This window comes from Nodosilinea sp. LEGE 07298 (genome assembly GCF_015207265.1).
GTDB lineage: Bacteria > Cyanobacteriota > Cyanobacteriia > Phormidesmidales > Phormidesmidaceae > Nodosilinea.
The window spans coordinates 1-21,509 of record NZ_JADEXE010000091.1 but is presented as its reverse complement, the minus strand read 5'-3'; the positions used below and the strand labels follow the sequence as shown (position 1 = coordinate 21,509).

At 51.5% G+C, this 21,509-nt stretch carries 23 protein-coding genes and 1 pseudogene; 14 read left to right on the top strand and 10 right to left on the bottom strand.

Going from position 1 to position 21,509, the window contains the following annotated elements:
• From IQ273_RS14180 to IQ273_RS33685, 3 genes and pseudogenes are all read left to right on the top strand, one after another.
• Positions 1–1,499 (top strand): MBOAT family O-acyltransferase (locus IQ273_RS14180; protein ID WP_313898113.1); only part of this gene is annotated, 1,499 nt, incomplete at its 5' end.
• A 123-nt stretch (positions 1,500–1,622) separates the two neighbouring features.
• Positions 1,623–2,147: a GNAT family N-acetyltransferase gene (locus IQ273_RS14175; RefSeq protein ID WP_255534501.1), complete on the top strand. Its 525-nt coding sequence runs from the start codon at positions 1,623–1,625 to the stop codon at positions 2,145–2,147.
• A gap of 10 nt (positions 2,148–2,157) precedes the next feature.
• Positions 2,158–2,397, top strand: a pseudogene (locus IQ273_RS33685) (IS1 family transposase); the annotation flags it as partial.
• 196 nt (positions 2,398–2,593) lie between these two features.
• On the opposite strand, the gene IQ273_RS14170 reads toward IQ273_RS33685, so the two are convergent.
• The 5 genes from IQ273_RS14170 to ndhC all read right to left on the bottom strand — a co-directional run bounded on the left by IQ273_RS14170 (position 2,594) and on the right by ndhC (position 8,287).
• Positions 2,594–3,706, bottom strand: a complete 1,113-nt coding sequence (locus IQ273_RS14170; protein WP_194023823.1) for a polysaccharide biosynthesis/export family protein — start codon at positions 3,704–3,706, stop codon at positions 2,594–2,596.
• A gap of 17 nt (positions 3,707–3,723) precedes the next feature.
• Positions 3,724–5,928, bottom strand: coding sequence for a polysaccharide biosynthesis tyrosine autokinase (locus IQ273_RS14165; protein WP_194023822.1), 2,205 nt, complete (start codon positions 5,926–5,928; stop codon positions 3,724–3,726).
• A 708-nt stretch (positions 5,929–6,636) separates the two neighbouring features.
• The gene (locus IQ273_RS14160) at positions 6,637–7,191 is read right to left on the bottom strand and encodes an NAD(P)H-quinone oxidoreductase subunit J (RefSeq protein WP_194023821.1); all 555 of its coding nucleotides are present in this window, start codon (positions 7,189–7,191) and stop codon (positions 6,637–6,639) included.
• A complete protein-coding gene (locus tag IQ273_RS14155; protein WP_194023820.1) occupies positions 7,191–7,934 on the bottom strand; it encodes an NADH dehydrogenase subunit K in 744 nt (247 codons plus the stop codon). Before IQ273_RS14155 ends, IQ273_RS14160 begins: the two co-directional genes overlap by 1 nt.
• The gene (gene ndhC, locus IQ273_RS14150; RefSeq protein ID WP_194023819.1) at positions 7,925–8,287 is read right to left on the bottom strand and encodes a photosynthetic/respiratory NAD(P)H-quinone oxidoreductase subunit C; all 363 of its coding nucleotides are present in this window, start codon (positions 8,285–8,287) and stop codon (positions 7,925–7,927) included. The genes IQ273_RS14155 and ndhC overlap by 10 nt, the downstream gene beginning before the upstream one ends.
• A gap of 304 nt (positions 8,288–8,591) precedes the next feature.
• Between ndhC and IQ273_RS14145 the strand changes: the two genes are divergently transcribed.
• The 6 genes from IQ273_RS14145 to IQ273_RS14120 all read left to right on the top strand — a co-directional run bounded on the left by IQ273_RS14145 (position 8,592) and on the right by IQ273_RS14120 (position 10,985).
• Positions 8,592–9,014, top strand: a complete 423-nt coding sequence (locus tag IQ273_RS14145) for a rubredoxin (RefSeq protein ID WP_194023818.1) — start codon at positions 8,592–8,594, stop codon at positions 9,012–9,014.
• A 123-nt stretch (positions 9,015–9,137) separates the two neighbouring features.
• Complete coding sequence (locus tag IQ273_RS14140) at positions 9,138–10,142, top strand: photosynthesis system II assembly factor Ycf48 (protein ID WP_194023817.1); 1,005 nt, start codon at positions 9,138–9,140, stop codon at positions 10,140–10,142.
• A gap of 98 nt (positions 10,143–10,240) precedes the next feature.
• Entirely contained in the window at positions 10,241–10,489 is a 249-nt protein-coding gene (gene psbE, locus IQ273_RS14135; RefSeq protein WP_194023816.1) for a cytochrome b559 subunit alpha, read from the top strand.
• 32 nt (positions 10,490–10,521) lie between these two features.
• A complete protein-coding gene (gene psbF, locus IQ273_RS14130) occupies positions 10,522–10,656 on the top strand; it encodes a cytochrome b559 subunit beta (protein ID WP_106867132.1) in 135 nt (44 codons plus the stop codon).
• Between the two features lie 9 nt (positions 10,657–10,665).
• Positions 10,666–10,785: a photosystem II reaction center protein L gene (locus tag IQ273_RS14125; RefSeq protein WP_194023815.1), complete on the top strand. Its 120-nt coding sequence runs from the start codon at positions 10,666–10,668 to the stop codon at positions 10,783–10,785.
• Between the two features lie 80 nt (positions 10,786–10,865).
• On the top strand, positions 10,866–10,985 hold the full coding sequence (locus IQ273_RS14120) for a photosystem II reaction center protein J (RefSeq protein ID WP_194023814.1): 120 nt from the start codon (positions 10,866–10,868) through the stop codon (positions 10,983–10,985).
• Positions 10,986–11,046: 61 nt separating this feature from the next.
• Here the strand turns inward: IQ273_RS14120 and IQ273_RS14115 are convergent, their stop codons facing one another.
• Entirely contained in the window at positions 11,047–11,730 is a 684-nt protein-coding gene (locus IQ273_RS14115; protein ID WP_228053007.1) for an N-acetylmannosamine-6-phosphate 2-epimerase, read from the bottom strand.
• 59 nt (positions 11,731–11,789) lie between these two features.
• Between IQ273_RS14115 and IQ273_RS14110 the strand changes: the two genes are divergently transcribed.
• Positions 11,790–12,287 carry a DUF2165 family protein gene (locus tag IQ273_RS14110; RefSeq protein ID WP_194023813.1) on the top strand — a complete coding sequence of 166 codons (498 nt, stop codon included), beginning with the start codon at positions 11,790–11,792 and terminating at the stop codon, positions 12,285–12,287.
• Between the two features lie 40 nt (positions 12,288–12,327).
• Here the strand turns inward: IQ273_RS14110 and dcd are convergent, their stop codons facing one another.
• Together dcd and IQ273_RS14100 are read right to left on the bottom strand one after the other, a co-directional pair.
• Positions 12,328–12,927 (bottom strand): dCTP deaminase, encoded by a 600-nt coding sequence (dcd, locus tag IQ273_RS14105; RefSeq protein WP_194023812.1) that lies wholly within the window; start codon positions 12,925–12,927, stop codon positions 12,328–12,330.
• 19 nt (positions 12,928–12,946) lie between these two features.
• Complete coding sequence (locus IQ273_RS14100; protein WP_194023811.1) at positions 12,947–13,501, bottom strand: P-loop NTPase family protein; 555 nt, start codon at positions 13,499–13,501, stop codon at positions 12,947–12,949.
• Between the two features lie 301 nt (positions 13,502–13,802).
• Here IQ273_RS14100 and rph point away from each other — a divergent pair, with 301 nt between their 5' ends.
• On the top strand, positions 13,803–14,519 hold the full coding sequence (gene rph / locus IQ273_RS14095) for a ribonuclease PH (protein ID WP_194023810.1): 717 nt from the start codon (positions 13,803–13,805) through the stop codon (positions 14,517–14,519).
• A gap of 295 nt (positions 14,520–14,814) precedes the next feature.
• Here the strand turns inward: rph and IQ273_RS14090 are convergent, their stop codons facing one another.
• On the bottom strand, positions 14,815–15,510 hold the full coding sequence (locus IQ273_RS14090; RefSeq protein ID WP_194023809.1) for a DapH/DapD/GlmU-related protein: 696 nt from the start codon (positions 15,508–15,510) through the stop codon (positions 14,815–14,817).
• 1,802 nt (positions 15,511–17,312) lie between these two features.
• Here IQ273_RS14090 and IQ273_RS14085 point away from each other — a divergent pair.
• On the top strand, positions 17,313–19,220 hold the full coding sequence (locus tag IQ273_RS14085; RefSeq protein ID WP_228053006.1) for an alpha-amylase family glycosyl hydrolase: 1,908 nt from the start codon (positions 17,313–17,315) through the stop codon (positions 19,218–19,220).
• A gap of 66 nt (positions 19,221–19,286) precedes the next feature.
• On the opposite strand, the gene IQ273_RS14080 is transcribed toward IQ273_RS14085, so the two are convergent.
• Positions 19,287–19,742 (bottom strand): hypothetical protein, encoded by a 456-nt coding sequence (locus IQ273_RS14080; protein WP_194023808.1) that lies wholly within the window; start codon positions 19,740–19,742, stop codon positions 19,287–19,289.
• Positions 19,743–19,974: 232 nt separating this feature from the next.
• Between IQ273_RS14080 and cobS the strand changes: the two genes are divergently transcribed.
• Together cobS and IQ273_RS14070 are read left to right on the top strand one after the other, a co-directional pair.
• A complete protein-coding gene (gene cobS, locus IQ273_RS14075; protein ID WP_313898112.1) occupies positions 19,975–20,781 on the top strand; it encodes an adenosylcobinamide-GDP ribazoletransferase in 807 nt (268 codons plus the stop codon).
• A 128-nt stretch (positions 20,782–20,909) separates the two neighbouring features.
• The coding region (locus IQ273_RS14070; protein WP_194023807.1) for a TIR domain-containing protein at positions 20,910–21,509 on the top strand (600 nt) is incomplete at its 3' end.

Sequence of the window (21,509 nt, the reverse complement as noted above, 5' to 3'; positions counted from 1 at the left end):
GCGCCCCCTGCCGCCCCATGACCCTGCCATCTCTGGTCTATGCCCTCTTTTTGTTCAGCGTCGTCGGCGTCTTTTGGACGCTAGAGTCGCTCCAGGCGCGCCTGTGGCTGCTGGTGGTGGCCAGCCTGATCTTCTACGCCTCGCTGCAGGTGCAGTACCTGCTGCTGATGGTGGCGCTGCTGATCGCGACGTTTCTGGTTGGGAATGCGATCGCGGCCCCCCTCGACTGGCGCATTCCCAACCCCCGCTGGCAGCTGGCCGAACGGGGCTGGAACCAGCGCCGCACCCGGCTGCTGTGGCTGGGTATTGGCCTTAACGTATCGCTGCTGGTGGGCTTTAAGTATGGCGAGGCGCTGCTGCGCTGGCTAGGTGTGGAGGTGGGCACCGCCCCCAGCGACACTCTAACCCGCATTATCATGCCTCTAGGGCTGAGCTTTTTTGTTTTTGAGTGCATTGCGTACCTGGTAGATGTGTACCGGGGCTCGCCAGCAGCGCTCAATTTTTCTGACTTTGCTGCCTATAAGCTCTACTTTCCCAAGCTGATCTCTGGCCCTATTACCCGTTTTCACCCCTTTATCGACCAGGTCGAGCAGCAAAAGCCGCCGGGCCTCAATACTGCCGTCGAGGGGCTATGGCTGATTGCCTACGGAGCGATGAAAAAGCTGCTGATTGCCGACCACATCGCTATTTTGGTCAATCTCAGCTTTGACAACCTGGAGCGGGCAGGCAGCGCCGACATCTGGCTGGCCACCTTTGCCTACGGCCTACAGCTCTACCTTGACTTCAGCGCCTATGTGAATATTGCCCGAGGCAGCGCCCTGCTGATGGGTATTACCCTGCCGCACAATTTTGATGCCCCCTACTTCACCACCAGCCTGGCCGACTTTTGGCGGCGCTGGCACATGACCTTGGGCGACTGGCTGCGTAACTATCTGTACTTTCCCCTGGGTGGGTCGCGGCGGGGGCTGGTGCGCACATGCCTCAACCTGCTGACGGTGATGGTGATTGCGGGCATCTGGCACGGCAACAACTGGGGCTTTTTAATCTGGGGTGCCATTCACGGGGCCGGGCTAGTGGTGCATCGCCTCACCCAGTCGTGGAGCAAAGCGGCACCCCAAATCAAGGCCTTTTGGGGCACGCTGCCGGGCACCGTGCTGGGCTGGCTGCTCACCCAGGCGGTGGTGTTTGCCAGCTGGTTGTTCTTTCGGCTGCCCGAACCCGATCGCTATACCCTGGCCCTACAGCGAGCCTGGGGCACACCCTCAGATGCTCAGTTTAGCCAGCTGGTCTATTTAGAATCGTTGGGCTTTACCTTCAGCCAGCTGCTGCTGCTGCTGTGGGGAATAGTGGGGCTAATGGGCCTGTCGTACCTGATGCGGCGCGGCTTTAAGCTAGAGCTGAGCTGGCCGATGAAGCTGCTGCTAGTGCCGCTGTTTAGCCTGCTGGCCTGGCTGCTGGCCCCCGCAGAGACACTGCCGTATATTTATTTTGATTTCTAGAGCGATGGATTATGGAGCCTAGTCCAGTGAGGCCCCTACCTGAGGTTGAGCGGAGTCGAAACCGATCCACCAGCGCTTATGCATGTGCCCACTGAACAGCCCATCTTAAAGACATTACGGCTAATGCTGCGACCGTTTACGCTGTCAGATGTGGAAGCGGTGGTGGTGCTGGCAGGCGATCGCACCGTAGCCGAAAATACCCTCTCGATTCCTCACCCCTATACTGAGGCCGATGCTGAGGGCTGGATCAACCAGCAGCAGGCTGACTGGGCCGCGAGCAATGCCCTAAACTTTGCTATTACCCACCCCGACAACACGCTCTGTGGGTCGGTAGGGTTGAGCTTGTACCCGAACTACAACATGGCAGAGCTGGGCTACTGGATTGGGCGACCCTTTTGGGGCAGAGGCTACGCGACTGAGGCTGCCGCTGTATTGGTCAACTTTGGCTTTATAAACCTGGGGCTGAACCGCATCAATGCGGTGCACTTTGGCGACAACCCCGCCTCGGGCCGGGTGATGGAAAAGCTGGGCATGGTGAAGGAAGGCTATCGGCGGCGGCAAACGCCCAAGTGGGGTGTGTATCGCGATGTAGCCCTCTACGGCCTACTGCGCGAAGACTGGGAAAAAGGTAGGGATGTTAACGGGTGACGAAAATACAGCGATCAGGGCAGCGATTAGGTGGTGGTGTAGTGCGTACCGCAGACGCCAGAACCTCTATGCCAAGACGACCGCTGGATTATAGCGAAGTTTGGCTGTCCAGCGCCTGATCAACTGGGTGTGCTCTCATGAGGGGTTGGGTGAAAAGACCACCCCGGCCATAGCGATGGGCTTCACGACTCGCCCCATCGCTATGGCTGAACTGCTCAATTCCAGAGGCTTTGAAGCTCTCCTACTTTAACGAACCAGTGCTATCTAAAGGCCAGTTCTGAGTTAAGGTGGTATGAAAAAATGCCCCCAAACTTCATTTTCAGAAGGTTTTGGAGGCTATCTTTTATGAGGCTTTAGCAGAGAAATGCTGTAGCTATATTGAAAACACATTCTCCTAAGTATCTGATCTACCAAAGCCTATTTTGACGATCAGTTTTCTAATTCAGCTACCTATCATTATCAAATATATTAAAGACATCTAGAATATTGAAGATACCTCCCAAAGGCCCGAGAATGGGTGTTAAGGCTCGACTAATGTTGTCAATGCCGACTAAGTAACCTTTTTTGGGAACTAAAATTACATCCCCATCCTGAATCTGATAACTGTCTACTAAGCTGGAAAGATCGACTCTTTGATCTTCAACTTGTCCATTTTCTGAAAGCCGCACGAGCCGAACCTCTCCAAGCGCAGCATCAGAGTTAGGTCCCCCTGCGGCAGCAATTGCGCCTGAGACCGAACTGTTAGGCTGTACTTGCACCTCTCCTGGCTGAACTACACCATCACCAATTACACGGACTCGAACATTATCTGGAGCAATGCTTGAGCTTGCCACTAAAGCAGGATCAATCTCTGCATCTGCCAGTGCTCTTGGTACAAAAATAGCATCGCCGTCTCTAAGTACTATGTTGTTACCCTGCCCGGCATTGGAGATAGCTTCCCACAAATTAACAGAAATATCTTGTACTTCACCACTCGGTAACGGTCGTCTGACAATAACCGATCTGATGTCTGCCGTGCGCCGTATTCCTCCGGCAGCTACTAAGGCCGAAGATAAGGTCGGCGTCGTTGTAGCTTGCGTAATTCTGGCGTCAACATTAAGTTGCGTTTGTACCGTTGTTAGACTACTTAGCTGTACAGGACCAGGACGATAAACTTCGCCTGCTACGTCTACCACCACTGGCCGCAAGGCCGTAAGGCTAACGTTAACAACAGGATTAACTAAGTAAGCATTGAGTCCTTGAGTAATTTCGTTGGACAAACTGTCCACGGTTTGTCCGGCAGCTTGAATAGACCCTAAAAATGGAAATGGCATGGTGCCATCGGGTAGAACCACTCGGGCACCCGTAAATTCTTCATATCCAAATACCACCACTGCGACTTGATCGCCAGCCCCCAAAATGTAATTTCCGGGTGTTTGCGTGGTTGCTGAAAACTCAGTCAATGGGGTGTTAAAGTCAGTGCTCTGCTGAGCCTTGGCTAACCCTAAACCCCAAAGACAGTTATGAGCTAATGCGGCTGAGAGCGAAAGGAGCGCAATAGAACGTTTATCTAGTTTCATAGTCTTAGCAAATAAGTCTAACGAACCGTGGTTTGCATTTCTAGGAGTGGCATTTTACCGTATTCGCCGGCTCTAATGCGGGACACATAGTCGCCATGTTCATTGTTGATGTCTACTCCATTAGCAACCACGCCTAAAACGTTGGCTTGAGAGCGCTCCAAGAATGATTTAGCCGCTAAAGCATTGGCAGAGTCTACTTTCCTCGGCCTTAGAACTAGCAAAACACCATCTGAAATACGACCCATCACAGCTGCATCTGCTGCTCCTAATAAGGGAGGGGTATCAATTAGGATGTAATCGTACTGGCGTTTTAGCTGTTGGAGCAAATCTGCCATCCGCTCAGAATCTAAAATAGCTAGGGGATTGGGAGGAAGAGCTCCTGCTGTCATCAGAGTAAGGTTCTCAAAGATTTGATAGGTTACATCCTGCTGAGTCTCTTCTCTAATCAGCACCTGGCTTAGTCCAGCTCGGTTAACCACATCCCAAATGTGATGCTGAGAAGGCGATCGCAAATCGGCATCGATAAGCAAAACTTTCTTACCAGAGTGAGCCAGGGTCGCTGCCAGATTGGCTGACACCTCAGATTTACCTTCTTCCGCAACTGAGCTGGTGATAGTGATGATGCGATGGGACGTATCTGAGCTAGTAAACTTTAGATTGGCCTGCAGCATTTGAAAGGCAGCAGAGACCATAGGTTGGTCGCGATCTAAAGCAGGAATATAAGCAGAGATACCTGTGCCCAGCCTACCCGCTAGATGGGCTGTTGAACTATCGCTACCTGCTCTAGACCTAAATTTAGGCACTAAACCTAGCAAGGTATAGCCAAGAAGCATCTCTCCGTCTTTAGCTGTCTTAACTGATTTATCGACCAAATCTAGGAAGAATGCGCAGGCAATACCTAACAAACTACCAATAAACGTTCCGGCTACTAAAGCGGGAATAAGTAAGCTACCAGCCTCCTCGGCAGGTTCTGCCCTTTCCAGAATCTCGGCGCTACCAACGGTTTGGTTTTCGGCTAGCTGCGTCTGTTGAAAGGCAGCCAAGAGGTTTTCGTAGTTCAGCTGTGCCGCCTGCAATCGCTGAGTCAGCTCTAGCTGGCGTTTTTCAAGGGCAGGAAAAGCTTGTATTCTCTCAGCATAGCGATTTCGAGATTCGACTAGGCTCTGAAGCTGACTAGCTAGGCTAGAGCGATTAACTTCCGCAGTAGCCAACTCTGTTGTGAGCTGCTGCCCTAGGGGACTCATTTGTAGATTGCCCAGACCAGACAAAGAAGATGTGCCTACAATGTCTTCAACGCGATCGCTTAAGAGGCTTTGTAGAGACTCAACTCGGCGCTCCAAATTGATAACTGTAGGATGCGTCTCTCTATACAGGCTACGCTGGCTAGCTAGCTCAGCTTGGGCTAACTGCAAGTCTGATAATGCTTGTTGGACAGCCGTGGATTGACTTAAAGTTTCGATTTGCTTGGCTTGATTTAGGGGAATTGCTAGTTGCTGTTGTAATTCGTTTGCCTGGGTATTAGCACTGGCAAGAGTAGAAGATACATCGCGAATTTGAGTATCTAACTGAGCGATCTCAGTGACTGCAACAATGGCCTCATCCTCGAGCACAACAATACCGTTAGCATCCTTGAACTGTTGCAGTGCTGCTGCCGCGCGATCAAGATCAGCTTCGGCAATGGGAAGTTGCCGTTCGATAAATTCACGGGCTGTAGCCGCCTTTAAACGATTGCTGAGAACATCTCTTGCCAAGTATGCATCCATTACTGCATTGACAACGGTAGCAGCCTCTTCTGGATCATCTGATTGGTATGAAATTTCTAAGATGTCTGCCTGCTCTGCCGACCCCACTTTAATGTTGTCACTCAATGCCGCTGGCTTTAAAGGTAACCCGTCGTCGTCTGTCAGATCTAGATTATCAATGACAGACTCCATGACCGCAGTTGACAGCACAACAGAGCTTTGATTCTGGAGGTTATTTATTGAAAGAGGTAGTTCTCGAAGATCTCTCCCAACCCCAGTTAAGGTCGGTGTCAGGTCAGGCCTGATTAAAATACTGCCCTCCGCGCCGTAAGACGGTTCTCGCGTCAGGGCAACAAGTGCCGAACCTGCTATACAAGTTCCTAGCACAAGAGTTGCTGGAAGCCAACGCCGCTTGAGCACCAGCCAGTAGCGTTGTAGGTCAATCTCTTCGACGTAGTCTTGGTAGGTCTTGTTAGTCATAGACGAATAGGAATGAAATACGCCTGAATAAGTCTGTCTATTCACTGGGACATTGCATTGAAGGAACATAAGTAAATTGCCTTCAGTTGACCCGGTCATTGCCAAAACCCTTTAAGGTCGTTGGCTTTTGGCAACTCATCATCAGCAAATACCCACGTGTCTCCTAACAGTGAACGGCAGTAGAGCTAAATAGTGAGTCAAAGACTCGTACAACTACCTAACCTATCTAACATTTAGATATAGATGCGTAACCCTCCACGCCAGCATATCCTATTGAAGCGGGAGTAGGGAAAGGCCATAAAGCTGACTAGTACTGTCTTAACAATGATGACGATTGTGTAATGGGACTACAGTGCGACCACATCGCAACCTTCCTTCTTCCTTAGCTACTGAAGTAACCGAACTAAGCCATATAAGGGCTTTAAAGGCATCAAGACTGGCCATTACGCTTTTACTTAGCTACAAACCGCGCAGCGTTCAAGTCCAACATCTACTCTGCTCGATTGTTTTAAGTTGATGAGGCTATCCGCAAGGATACCCAGATCATGCGCAGGTTACCACTGAGGTGAAGCATTCATGAAGGCTAAATAAATCTACGAACCCAAAAGACAAGCTTGTGCTGCTAAACACTGCGTATTAAGGAAAAAATAAACCTCTGCTTCACAGAAAGAGTGCTGTGAGGCAGAGGTTTAAGCGGCATAGCTGCGATTAATAGGCATCCTGAAGTTCATAAAAATCAGGAGAGACATAGTCTTTGCGTAAGGGCCAACCGACCCAATCTTCAGGCATGAGTAGCCGTTTAAGATTTGGGTGCCCTTCGTAGACAATGCCGTACATATCGTAACTTTCACGCTCCTGCCAATCGGCTGCTTTCCAAATCCAATAGACAGAAGGCACTCGCGGGTTGTCGCGGGGCAAGAACACTTTTACCCTGACTTCTTCTGGCCTGTCGGCGTTGTCGTCTAGCTTGATGAGGTGATAAAAACTCACTAGGGCTTTGCCAGGACCATCATCATAGGCCCCCTGACACTGAAGATAGTTGAAACCGTAGGCATAAAGTGCTGTACAAATTGGAATAAGAAACTGTGGAGCTACGTTTATCACCTCTATACCTAGGTGATCTCTGGGGGCTAGTTCATGGTCAAATCCATTCTCTGTTAACCAGCTTGAAATAGCGCCAGCCTCAACCAGAGGAGCACCGTTTTCTGAATCGGGCGTAGATGTCTGCCCGGGGGAGGATGCTTGGGATTCTGATTCAGCCATTAAATTTCCTCATCTTCAGGAGCAAACTCAGCGATCGCCTCAGCCATAGGCATACCCATTGCCTCCATCAGCTCTTTCGGTGGCACTGTATGAGCACCAGTCTGTAAATACTGACCCGTTAAAATTGGAGGTACGGTTTTAAGATCGTGGCTACGCTCATAGAAACGATGGGTCTGTAGGGTGTAGGCCCTATCCTGCATTGACTCCGTAGCTACCTTCTTGCGTAGCTTGATAATAGCGTCAATGATAGCTTCAGGCCGGGGAGGACAGCCGGGAATATAAACATCCACAGGAATTAGCTTGTCGACACCGCGCACAGCAGTAGTAGAGTCGCTACTGAACATACCGCCCGTAATGGTGCAAGCACCCATCGCAATCACGTACTTTGGATCGGGCATTTGCTCGTAGAGCCTTACCAGAGCCGGAGCCATCTTCATAGTGACAGTACCAGCCGTGATAATTAAGTCTGCCTGCCTAGGACTAGCCCTAGGCAACAGACCAAAACGGTCAAAGTCAAATCGAGAACCAATTAGAGCGGCAAATTCAATAAAACAGCAGGCTGTGCCGTACAACAAGGGAAACAAGCTAGACAGCCTGCACCAATTGTACAAGTCATCTACTGTCGTCAAAATGACGTTTTCCGACAGCCCATGGGTAACAGCTGGAGGGGCTGAAGGGTTAATCAAGGTCTCTCCGGGGGGCAGGGAGACCTTATCGCTAGCTGCAGCGGGGTTTAAGACCATTCCAGGGCTCCTTTACGCCAGGCGTACACTAGACCAACAACTAAAATAGCAATGAAAATGAGTGCCTCTATGAAGGCTAACAGGCCTAGCTGATTGAAAGCCACTGCCCAAGGGTACAGGAACACAGTCTCTACATCGAAAATAACGAAGACTAAGGCAAACATGTAGTAGCGAATGTTGAATTGAATCCAGGCCCCACCAATGGGCTCCATGCCAGACTCATAGGTAGTTCGGCGGGCTGGGCCACGACTAACAGGGCGCAGGAGTTTTGATGCTGTCAGGGCTGCCACAGGCACAAGGCAAGACACCAACAGGAAGACCAGAAAGTATTCGTAGCCGGATAAAACGAACACAAGCTCACCACTTCAAAAGGCTAGTACAAAGGCGTATGGTCTGAGCTTGAACTCAGCAGTCCACAGGCTTTAGGTGTTACCTTATGCCACTTTAGCGGAAAATCCTATTGAAAGGGAAGGATTAGCACGCAGTCAAAAAATATCGCAGCAAGGGTGAAGACGGCAAAATGAGAGTGGTGGCTCAATCATGTCATAATTGTTTACAACGAACGTTCTGCTGCCTGTGGGCTAGCGGATACATAGATGAAGGGGGGCGTCGATCGCCCCATCTGTATCTTGTTGGATTTGAAGGTGCTTAAGTCTTATGAATACTGAATCTGAGCCTACAGCTAATTCACCGGAATCAGTAGGGGTGCCTGAGGGATCAGGCATTCCCGAAGGCGATAGTTCTGGTGAGGCAGTTGTGCTTTCTCCTCAAGACATGGATCGTTATGAGTGTCGGGCCTGCGGCTATTCTTACGAGCCGACTAAGGGAGATAGTCAAGCCAAGATTCCTGTAGGTGTTGCCTTTGAAGATCTGCCTTTGAACTGGCGTTGTCCGGTATGCAGCGCCTCGAAGAAGCAGTTCAGTAACATTGGTCCAGCCGGTTCACCGTCTGGTTTTAAGGAAAATTTGAACTATGGGTTGGGGGTCAATCGTTTGACGCCTGGGCAGAAAAACATTCTGATTTTTAGCGCTCTAGCCGTGGGCTTCTTATTTTTCATTAGTCTTTACGGCTTGAAGTAGTGTGATTAGCGCTCTAGCTAGGTTGATGCAAGAGCGTTAACGGAGCACAAGTAGCCGTCGGTGTATCCAAACCGACGTATTGTGGTTTGAGTGTTGTTTAGCAAGTACGGATTTGAGTTACTTATGCACGCTGCGTTTGACTGGTTAAAGCGAGGACTGGTAATGCTGGTGGCTGTAGCCTTAGCGACCGGCTGTTCTGGTTATTTTTTGGCGGACGCAGATGTGCATCCCTGGCAAGCGATCCAGGTGCCGGTTGAGTCTACCCTATCTGATGTAGCGTTTACCCAAGACCCTAGCCATGGGTGGATTGTCGGTAGTCGTAATACGCTGCTGGAAAGTCAGGATGGTGGTGATACCTGGCAGGTACGAGAGCTAGCACTAGGAGATCAGCCCTACACGTTTACATCTATTGACTTTGCCGGTAATGAAGGCTGGGTTACGGGTATTCCATCCGTGCTTTTGCATACGGGTGACGGCGGCAAGACTTGGGAAAATGTGCCATTGAGCAAAGAACTGCCAGGGTCACCCTTTTTGATTACAGCAGTTGGGGCCAACTCGGCTGAAATGGCTACTGATATTGGTGCCATCTATCGTACTGAGGATGGTGGACGCACCTGGAAAGCACTGGTTCAAGGCGCGGTTGGGGTTGTGCGTAACATGGTGCGCTCTGAAGATGGGCGTTATGTAGCGGTGTCTTCGCGGGGTAACTTTTATTCGACTTGGGCCAAGGGGCAAGACCAGTGGATTCCCCACAACCGTCAGAATTCTAGACGCTTACAGAATATGGGCTTTGATAAGGACGGTAAGCTCTGGGTGATCGCCCGAGGTGGTCAGGTACGATTCTCTAACTCTCGGGCCTCAGATGATTTCACCGAGGCAATTAGCCCTGAGTTTGGCACGAGCTGGGGGCTACTTGATATGGCCTTTCGCACCGCTGATGAGGTTTGGGTGACGGGGGGCGGTGGTAATTTACTGTGCAGCTTTGACGGTGGTGAAACCTGGTATAAGGACAAGTCTGTGGGAGATGTGCCGTCGAACTTCTATAGAGTGAAGTTTGTTGGCCCTGAAGCAGGCTTTATTTTGGGTCAGCAGGGCACTATCCTCAGGTATCGCCCTGAGACCGCTTAGGGAAAATTTGGAGATCTTTAGCTGAAATAGCTTGTTAGGGTTTCCGGGGTTCTCTATGATTAAGTTAGATTCTTCGTGTTCAGAGAGGAGACGTTGATATGGCAGGTTCTACAGGGGAACGCCCCTTTGGCGATATCGTGACCAGTATTCGCTACTGGATTATTCACAGCATTACTATTCCCATGCTGTTTATTGCGGGCTGGCTCTTTGTCAGCACTGGCTTGGCCTACGATGCTTTTGGCACCCCACGACCCAACGACTATTATCCCGATAACCAGATGCAGCTGCCGATTGTGAGCGATCGCTTTGAGGCGAAAGATCAGATCGACATGTTCTCGAATCGATAACGCTTTAGTTATTCCAACGTTTGATTGAACCTATGCAAACCAATTCTCCCAACGAGCCCATTACCTACCCGATCTTCACCGTACGCTGGCTGGCCGTTCATACTCTAGGTGTACCCAGCGTATTTTTCCTGGGGGCGATCGCGGCAATGCAGTTTATCCAACGATAAGAGAAACCCATGGACCGTTCTCCAAATCCCAATAAGCAACCTGTAGAGCTAAACCGTACCTCCCTATTTTTGGGCCTGCTGATGGTTTTTGTGCTGGGGCTGCTGTTTTCTAGCTACTTCTTTAACTAAGCTAGTTTTTGCTGAAGCAGCGTTAGCTATGTGCTTAGGCTGTGTTGAATTGTTTACCTGATGAGTAGGAGGTCGAGGTTATGCTTCAGAGTGGAAAAATCCCGTTATGGATCGTGGCAACTGTTGCTGGCACGGGTGTGCTGGTAGTGGTGGGTCTGTTTTTCTATGGCTCCTACGCTGGTGTAGGCTCGGCCATGTAGCCTTTATCAAAAGGTTGATACAGATGGAGCGAACAGGATACAACCTGTTCGCTCCATTTTTTTAGGACTGACCAATACCTTTGAGGTAGCTCATAACTAGGTTGTCGACCCCGGTAATGGCCGTACCGACGACAACAGTATAGGCACCAAGGTCAAGTGCCTGGCGGGCCTGGGCTGGGGAAGCAATGCCCCCTTCGCAGATAACCGGGACAGGGCATTGGGCAACCATGGTTTTAAGCAGATTAAATCCTGGCGGAGTTTGATCCTGAGTGTCTTCGGTATAGCCGTAAAGGGTCGTGCCGACGCAGTCTGCTCCTGCCTCTACGGCCCGCAGGGCGTGATCAAGGCTGTCGACATCGGCCATAACGGCTTTACCCAGGTGATCATGAATACGCTGAATGAGCTGAGCTAAAGTTTCGCCGCCGGGGCGGAGGCGCTGGGTCGCATCGACGGCAATGATATCGCTACCGGCCTGGGCTACGGCCTCAGCGTGGTGAAATTGTGGGGTAATGTAGACCGCTGAAGGGGGGATAACCTGCTTCCACAGGCCGATGATGGGGCAGTCGCAGCGCGATCGCACGGCCTGAATATGAGCGGGGCTGTCAATGCGAACCCCAACGGCTCCGCGCTTAAGGGCGGCCGCGGCCATTGCGGCAATGACCGATGCATCGTGCAGCGGCGAGTCAACCGGGGCCTGGCACGAGACCACCAAGCCACCCTGCAACGTTTCCAGAATAGTCTTCAATGGAAAGAGTGCTCCTATAGTAGTGCTGATCTAAGCGTTGAACTAGGTTGTCTAATTTTATGGCCGTACGGATCTCGAAAGCCCTTTTGGTTGCGGCTATTGGCCTGCTCGCTCTGGTCATTGTGATCAACAATCTGACCGACTATAACGCCAACTTTAGATATATCCAGCACGTGCTGAGTATGGATACCGTGTTTGTCGATAGCCAATTGACCTGGCGCGCTATTGTTTCGCCAGGTCTACAAAAGACCATCTACGGCACGATTATGGCCACGGAGTTTGCCATTGCTGTGCTTTGTTTGGTGGGGGCCGTAAAGCTGGCTCAGGCCTTTGGTAGCAGCGGCATAGACTTCGACCAGGCGAAGACTACAGCCATCTACGGGCTAACCCTGGCTTTTTTGTTTTGGTTTGTGGGCTTTATGGTGGTGGCTGGGGAATGGTTTACGATGTGGCAGTCTGTTGACTGGAACGGACAGCAGCCCGCCTTTCGCTTTATCGGCTGTGTCGGTTTTGTGCTGCTCTACCTCAGCCTGAGCGATCGCGACGTAACCCCCTAAAACCCCAGGGATGCCAGAACAACAAGTTTGTCCAAATGACCTAGACTCGCGCTAGGGTAACCTGTTCGGCCTGGTCCTGGTATTTACCACGGCGGGTTTCGTAGCTGACCTGACAGGGTTCACCCTCAAAAAAGATTAGCTGCACTACTCCCTCACTGGCGTAAATGCGGCAATCAGCGCTGGAAGAATTCGAAAATTCTAGGGTGAGGTGCCCGCGCCAACCAGCCTCGGCGGGGGTGAGATTAGCAATGATGCCGCAGCGGGCATAGGTTGACTTGCCGATGCAAATTACGCTGATGTTATTGGGGACAGAAATTTTTTCAAGGGCCACCCCTAACCCGTAGGAATGGGCAGGCAAGATAAAGTAGCTACCGCTGGCGTCGGTTTTTAGCTCGGTAGGCTCTAGGTTGGCAGGGCTGAAGTTTTTGGGATCAACCACTGTGCCAGGAATGTGGCGAAAAATTCTAAACTCAGCGGGGGAAAGGCGAATATCGTAGCCGTAGGACGATAGCCCGTAGCTAATTACCGGCTGCCCTAAGCTTTTGTCGGCTGGCTCTAGCTGTCGCACCAGTGAGGGCTGAAAGGGAGCGATCATGCCCTCCTCGGCCATCTTGGCAATCCAGGCATCGTTTTTAATCATGGCAGTGGATTCTTGGAGATTAGGGCAAAATATTACGACGAAATTCTGTCACCTGGTCGGCTACGTTGAGCAGCGGCGCTGGCATATCGGGGCCGGTCAGAATGACATCAACCTGAGGCGGACGCTGCTGCAGAAAATCCACCACGTCTTGGGTAGGGATGAGGCCATAGTTGACGGCCAAGCTGAGTTCGTCTAGCACAACAAGGCCGTAGCGCCCCCTGGCGATCGCGGCCTTAGTCTGTACCCACAAATCTCTGATTGCCTCCTGCTCACTGGGGCTGACCTCTGGACCGTGAATGCAGCGGGGCATATCGGCGCGAACCCAGTCCAGGTTTTGGCCAAACTGCATGGGCTGAGTCGGCCCCTGGTGAATACCACCCTTGAGAAACTGCACAATCAATACGGCCTTACCCTGGTCGGCAATCCGCAGCGCCTGCACCATAACGTTGGTGAAAAAATTGCGGTGTACAGCGGTGAAGACCTGCACGGTGCCCTCTACCGTTTGTAGCAGTGGATGGCGAACAATAGAGGCGGGAGCTGGGCTGGGGGAAAGAGGCTTGAGCTGAGAAACCATGGGCGATTACAGCAGAGGCAACGAAAGGTGGTGCTCATCAGCTACGCCAAACATAAAGCAGCTTGGAGCACGCTGTCAGTCTGGGGTAGCCACGATGGCTGGGCTAAATATAGCGTGATTTCCCCAGGATAAATCGATAAATTACTCTACATGTATTCAAAAGTGCAGGCGTACTATGACAGGTCGGGTAGGTTTTTGCCAGCGTCTGACTAATCTAGACGGAAGCCGAAAAACCAGGCCAACGGGAATAAGGTGCTGTATTCTAGGAAGGGCAATTTAGGCACCACTTAAGGCACCTTATATGGTTTGGCAACGTCCAGACGGGCGACAACCGCATCAGTTGCGTCCGGTCAGCTTTGAGCGGCAATTTACGACCTTTTCGGCGGGGTCGGTGCTAACTCGGTGCGGCAATACACAGGTGCTTTGTACCGTTTCTGTAGAAGAAGGTGTGCCCCGTTTCTTGCAGGGATCGGGTAGGGGTTGGCTAACGGCAGAGTATCGCATGCTGCCTGGGGCTACCCCCCAGCGGCAGCCTCGCGAGGTTATGAAACTGTCGGGCCGCACCCAAGAAATTCAGCGCCTAATTGGGCGTAGCCTGCGATCGACCCTAGATTTTGAGCTATTGGGTGAGCGCACGCTGCTAGTAGATGCTGACGTGATTCAGGCCGATGCAGGCACTCGCACGGCCTCGATTACGGGTAGCTATGTGGCTCTCATGGACGCGGTGCAGAGCTTAGTAAACCAGGGGATGCTGGCGCGATCGCCTCTGGTGCACAGCGTTGCCGCCGTGTCGGTAGGTCTGATTGAAGACAGTGTCTTTCTTGATTTGCAATATGACGAAGATGTAGCTGCTGCCGTAGACTTCAACGTGGTGCTTAACGAAAGCCTCAATATTATTGAAGTGCAGGGCACCGCCGAGGAAGGCAGCTTTAGCCGTCAGCAAATGAACCAAATTTTAGAAGTAGGAGAATTGGGTGTGAAACAGCTGCTAGCGGCTCAGCAGGCGGCATTCTTGTAGACCTCTAGTCGAAGCCAATCACCCGACTCACGCTGTCCTGATTGACTCACAAACGTTCTGATGTAGGTTGGCATTGAGCGCAACAAAACCCAGCACCAGCAAGGGTTTTGGTGGGTTACGCTAACGCTACCCATCCTAGGGCAGGACAAGGTTTTCAAGAGTCCTGCCAGGCAACCAGCACGCTGCCTAAGGCTTACAAGTGCTCAATCGCTGAAGGTGCTAAAATGTTTGTCCCCGAAATAGGATTGAGAGCTCTTTGGCTGTCGCCTTAGGCCAACGCAATAGTTGATCTACGCTAATCGTCAGGACGAGTTTTCCGATTTTCTAAAACCTTAGCGGGTACACCCACAGCTACGGAGTAGGGGGGAATATCTTTAGTGACTACGGCTCCGGCACCAATAGCGCTGCCATAGCCAATCGTGACGCCGTCTAAAATTTTAGCTCCACTACCAATCCAACATTTATCTTCGATGGTAATGCCCTTTTCACTAGCACCAACATGGTGGTGCTGATTAGCGTATATGCCAGCCATAGATGCAATTAGGCAGTCACGACCAATCTTGACGTGACCTGGCCCAGACAAGCAGGAGTAAGGGCCAATATAAGTATCATCGCCAATATCAACGGTGCAGTTATCGCCTAACCGAATGCTAACACCGCGATCGAGGGAGACATTGTTACCTAGCTTGAGCAGGCTATTCTCAAAATTGCAATTTAGAATCGAATTTCTCAGGATTCTGACATTGTCACCGATGACAATCTTATCGACACCTAAAATCTCAACCCAAGCCTGAATATAAGGATTTTTACCCCAGCCCTTAGCTAAAAGAGGATAGGCAAATTTTCTTAGCGCTGTCCCTAGGGGACGAGGGATAGGCTCAAGTAGCAAGAACGCTAATCTTCCTAAGGAAGTGTTTGGGGAGCGTTTTGGAAATATCTCTGTCGCTTGTTGTAAAGGCCTTTCAATCTTTGATTTCGCTTGAACGCTCATTTCAGCAACTCCTAAAGTTCAATAAATTCTGGACAAACTCAATAGCAAACGCTACTGTCTTACAAAAATTGGCCTTCAAAAGTAACTTGGGACAAGTCGGACGATAAGAGCTGCATGGGTAAAACCTTAGCCAATCAAAGTTCCTTTTCGGATTTCAAATGCACTAACTGTCCTGCTAGTAGATAGCCTGTGGATCTAGGCTAAATATGACTTGAGCTAAGCCAGCAGTAATTCTGTTGCAAGTCTGCTACCTATGTCTAATACCCATAGCATGAACATCTAGATGCGGCTACTGCTCCTGGGAGGAACCGGAAGCATTTGCTTACCGTTAACAACAAAAACCTGTGCAGTAGCTATAGACCCTTGATCTAGAGTGTCAGCAACTTAGCGCCAAGTACTAAACAGGTGATAGCAGAAAAATGACCGGTACAACTCGGCTTAGCTTATCCCATCGCTGGGTAATGCTTAGTTTGAGGGCTCGATCTGCTGAGAGCCTCTGTATGTCATCAATTCTTGCGGCCACTCGGGCGCTTGCGAAGCTGAGTTAGGGGGGAGTCAAGCCGCCTGCAAATCTAACTGTTGTAATAGGCAGCCATACTCGGCTTAAACGAGCCAGCCGAAGCCCTTTCAGCGGCAGCTGATAAATGTTGGCGTAGAAGTATGATTTATTGGAACTTGAAACGAACATACATCAACTTCATACACGCTTTATACTAAGCGCTAAGACCTTATATAAGGGCCTAGCCTAAGTTGCTCTTAGTGTACTGCCAAACTTTTGTGGCGACAACAAGAATTGATCTTGGGAGCAGGTAAAAGCGTGGTCAGTTGGCAGGAATGGCTGTATGCCACAGGTGATTTCCTTAAGAGCAATAGTCCGGACACTTTTCTAGACAAGCGCTGAAACCCCGGATTTCTCGTTAGCTAGGCCACCGTGGAAGAGCCCTGAAGCCTGCGTTTTACAGTTGGACACCAAAAACTGTCCGGAGTGTTGTTAAGAAAGATTGTTGAAATGTGACGTTATTGGGGCGATCGCGGCTACCCCCCGGTGAAGTCAAAAGACTCTGCTTGATTCACAATCCTGTGACGTTAGCTCTGACAGAGTTGCCCCAGTGAGGTCGATCTGGGCTGGGGTGACCAAACTGGCTCAACCGACCCTAGGCCTCGCTTGAGGTCAGTGCCGCAGAGGCTGGCCTACAGAAGGTCGATTTCGCCCGGTTGAGGCTAAGGGTAGGTCTAAAGCCGTTGTTGTACGGCGAGGGACTAGAGATTCTGTGCTTAAGCCTTTGTGAAGACATCGGAGAAATACCTAAAAAGAGATGAACTTCGTGGGTTAACCCTGATGTTCACCGTTTGCCTATGCCACCATCGAAACTATCGCAGGGAACGCAAACGCGATCGCAGTCGCTATCTACCTTCGCCCTTGCACCTATCTAAAATCCGTTGCTAAGGGGTTGACTAGAACCATTTGGCTCCATAGGGGTTGAGCCATGAATTTCAGGGCTCGCTCTAGGGCTCACCCTTAGTCATTCACTTAAGCCGCTTCGGTTAGCGCTGGGGGAAGCCTCTTGGGCATTGTCTGTACATTTGCTGGCCAATGACACAGACGATGTTCAAAACAGCGGTCCCTGCTGTGCTGAACTCAGAACCACAAAAATCCTGGTTTCACCCGGTTTCACCAACCGGAGAACAATCGTCTTTTAATCCAAAGGCATCAAAAGTCACCGTTCGGTAGAGGTTTCTACTGGCGGCGGCTTTTTGATGCCCAGACTACCGTAAACAACTATCGAAAACTGTAGGTTGATATGACCGTAGCTAAAAACCATACTAAGCAATCTGCACCTCGGCAGCACCAAGCCGTCTCTGCCCAAACGACAGCTCAGCCTTACTCTATAGATAAGCTAGATATTTCCGTTGATAGCCCACCTTTAAATCGCGTGACCAATAACATTAAACCTTTGCTAGAGAGGGTCTACCCTCCAGAAACCGCTGAGCGGCTGACTACTGAGATTTTTGCCCTAATCAAAGATACGCTGTGCCCCTCTGGCCGAGAAGACCTTAAAAAGTGGAACCACAATAACGTTCTGCTGATTACCTACGGTGACACCATCGGCGACGGCGATTCCCATGGGGATCGCTCCGCGAAGCGCCCTCCTTTGTCGGTACTGGCCGAGTTTCTCGAAACGCACTTGTACGACACGATCACAGGCGTTCACATTCTGCCTTTCTTTCCCTACAGCTCTGACGATGGCTTTGCCATTATCGACTACCTCAAGGTCAACCCCGAGCTGGGCAGCTGGATTGATATTAAGCGCATTGCCACTAACTTCAACCTGATGGCTGACTTGGTTATTAACCACATATCCAGTCAGCACGAGTGGTTTGAGCAGTTTAAGCAAAACGAGCTGCCCGGCCGCAACTACTTTATTACCGCCGACCCTAGCGAAGATCTGTCCCAGGTGGTGCGGCCCCGCAGTTCACCGCTGCTTACCCCAGTCGAGACTATCGAAGGCGAAAAGCATGTCTGGACGACCTTCAGCGCCGATCAGGTCGACGTTAACTTTGAGAACCCCGACGTGCTAATCGAGTACGTCAAAATCATCCTGGCCTATGTAGAAGCTGGAGCGCGCTACATTCGCCTCGACGCCGTGGGCTTTTTGTGGAAAAAACACGGCACCAACTGCATGCACCTGCCCGAAACCCACGCTATGGTACGCCTGTTTCGCGAAATTTTGCAGCTAATTGACCCCGGCATTTCGCTGATTACCGAAACCAACGTGCCCAACCGCGAGAACCTGAGCTACTTTGGCAATCGCAACGAAGCCCACATGATTTACAACTTCAGTCTGCCGCCGCTGCTGCTGAATGCGCTCATGCAGGGCCGCTCAGACCACCTCAAAACCTGGATGATGAGTATGCCTCCAGCCCCAATTGGCTGCGCCTACTTTAACTTCACGGCTTCCCACGACGGCATTGGCATGCGCCCCGCCGAAGGACTGCTTACTGGCGATGAGTACGAGCAGCTAATCACGGCCATGCGTAACTTTGGCGGCAAGATCAGCATGCGCAGCCGCCCCGATGGCACTGAGTCGCCCTACGAGATCAACATCTCGCTGTTCGATGCCCTCAAGGGCACGGTGAAAGGTGAAGACCAGTGGCAGGTGGAGCGCTTTCTCTGTTCCCAAACGATCATGATGGCGCTGGAGGGAATTCCGGCCTTTTATATCCACAGCTTGCTCGCCACCCACAACTACACCGAAGGGGTAGAAGAAACGGGCCACAACCGCACCATAAACCGCTACAAGTGGGATTTAAAGGCGCTAGAAACGGCACTGGCTGATCCCACCACTCCCCATGCTAAGGTGCTAAACGAACTGAAGCGGCTGATCAAAATTCGGCGTCAGCAAACGGCGTTTCACCCCAATGCTACCCAGTACACGCTGCACCCGATGAATACAGCGCTGTTTGCCTTCTGGCGACAGAGCTTGACCCGCGACCAAAGCATTTTTTCGGTGCACAACCTGAGCGATGAGCCGCAAGAACTGCGCTTGAGCGATCTCAACTTGGTCAGCACCGACGATTGGTATGACCTGATCAGCAGTGATAAATTCCCTGATCTAGATATGGCCTATATTCTCAAGCCTTATCAGTCGGTGTGGATTACCAATAAGCCTAACTCTGCCCAGGACGACAGCATGCCTACGTTGCTATAAATTCAGTGCTATAAATTCAAGCGAAAACGGCCTCAGCTAGCTGAGGCCGTTTTCGCTTGAATTGAATTACTCTAGGAAATTGCGATCGTCATCGAGACAAGCATCCCAACTGGCGGAGAGGGCGTCGGCGACCATCGCTTCTAGTGCAGCGGTGTTGACCGATCGCGTAATGTGATCGTGCATAGGGTCAGACAGCGGCATGAGGCGCAACCGCCGGTTGTCTTGCACCAGGTCAAAATGATTGCCATCGGCATCGGTTTGACCAATCTCTAGGTAATCAAAGCTGTAAACGTTGATATAAAGTGTATGATTAGCCACGAGCGTAGCCTGCTGACTGTCGGCGAACACTTCCATGACTAAGCCCTGACCTTCAGAGAGCGAAATGCTGTCTTGAAAGTGGCGGTACCGCACTTGTCCCAGATCTTGTAGTAGCCTGAGCATGTCGGTTTTGTTGACAACGACCCCGCTATCGATTAAACAGGGAGCAGGGATGCTCAAATTGCTGGCACGCTCGCGATTCATGGGTCTTTAACCACGCTACGTTGGCGGTTGGAGCAAAGCCTGTGGCGATCGCTCCTGTGGGCTATATCCACGATACTCGATATCGCTGGGAATGATCTGCCCTGCGATCGCTCAGCTTTGTGGAAAACCTTGAGCTGATTCTGCCAAAAGCCCAGGGGCTAAGCATTCCGCCAGAATGCGGCAGTCTCTTTAATCGTGCCGAAATGTTTTCTGACAGCGCAGAGGTGGATCCGTGACTCCATTGCCCCCAGCGCAGCCTGGCGAAATTTCCCCCAGACCCGGCTGGTTTGCTCGCCTCGGTGGATCCATTTTATTCTATACCCAGCTACCCCTGCCCCCAGGCTGGCAGCCGCGCTTTGAGGGGATTGCTCCGCTGGCTCCGGTGGTCGGACTGGCTCTGGGTCTGGGTTTAGTTGTTGTAGATATTGTCCTAAGTCAGCTGGGTATGCCGCCGCTAACCCGCAGTGCCCTAGTGATTGGACTGGGGGTGTGGCTGACTGGCGGCCTGCATCTGGATGGAGCGATGGATACGGCTGATGGTCTAGCGGTGATGGAGCCTGAGCGACGGCTAGCGGTGATGGCTGACAGCAGAGCGGGAGCCTTTGGGGTGATGGCGGCGATCGCCATTCTTGGTCTTAAAACTCTGGCATTGGCTGAGCTAGCCACCGGGCGCGGTTGGGTACTGGTAGCGGCGATGGTATGGGGTCGCTGGGGACAAGTGGTGGCGATCGCTCGCTACCCCTACCTGCGGGCCGAGGGTAAAGGGGCGCTACATAGAAAACACCTGCGATCGCCCCAGGACTGGCTCCTGGGGCTGGGTTTGGCATTTGCCTTCCATGGTCTTTGGGCCTGGGCTAGGCCTGACCACCTGTTGATCAACGGCCTTACTCTAATGGGCGGCCTGGGGCTGGCGATCGCCACGGGGGCCTACTTCAACCGCCGTCTGGGGGGCCACACTGGCGATACCTACGGGGCCACAGTGGAGTGGACTGAAACCCTGCTGCTGAGTCTGGCCACCCTGGCCTCAACCGGGGCTTAGGCCGATTCTGTCAGCGTTATCTGACCAGATACCTTAAGGCTTGTGCAAATTTGCGAGATTTCTTAGAAATCTAGTGTATTTGTGGAGTAAGCCTAGTCATTGCCTCTAATCTTGGCTGCCCCCACCCTATGAAGTTTGATCGTGACCTGTTTATCAGCTACGCCCACATCGACAATGAATCCTTGACGGACGGCCAAGATGGCTGGGTTTCTATGTTTCATCGAGGGTTAGAGATTCGCCTGGCCCAGCTGCGGGGTGAGAAACCAAGAATTTGGCGCGATCAAAAGCTCCAGGGCAACGATGACTTTAGCGACACTATTTTGGAGCAGTTCCCCAATCTGGCGCTGCTGGTGTCAATTTTGTCGCCCCGCTACGTCAAATCAACCTGGTGCCTGCGAGAGTTAGAAAATTTTGCTCAATCCGCTGAAGCCAAGGGCGGCCTCAAAATCGGCGATAAAGCCCGTATCTTCAAAGTAATCAAAACCTATCTGCCCCGAGACAAACACCCCCAGGCCCTCGATCGCCTGCTGGGCTACGAGTTTTTTGACATCGATGACGCTGGTCGTCCCCGCGAGTTTAGCCGTCTCTACGGCGCTGATTCAGAGCACAAGTTTTGGGCCAAACTCGAAGATTTGGCCTACGACATACAAAAAACCCTAGATCTGCTCGAAGCACTGCCCGAAACCGATGGCCCCGCCGTAGTTCCGGGGCCGCTGGCTGCCCAACCC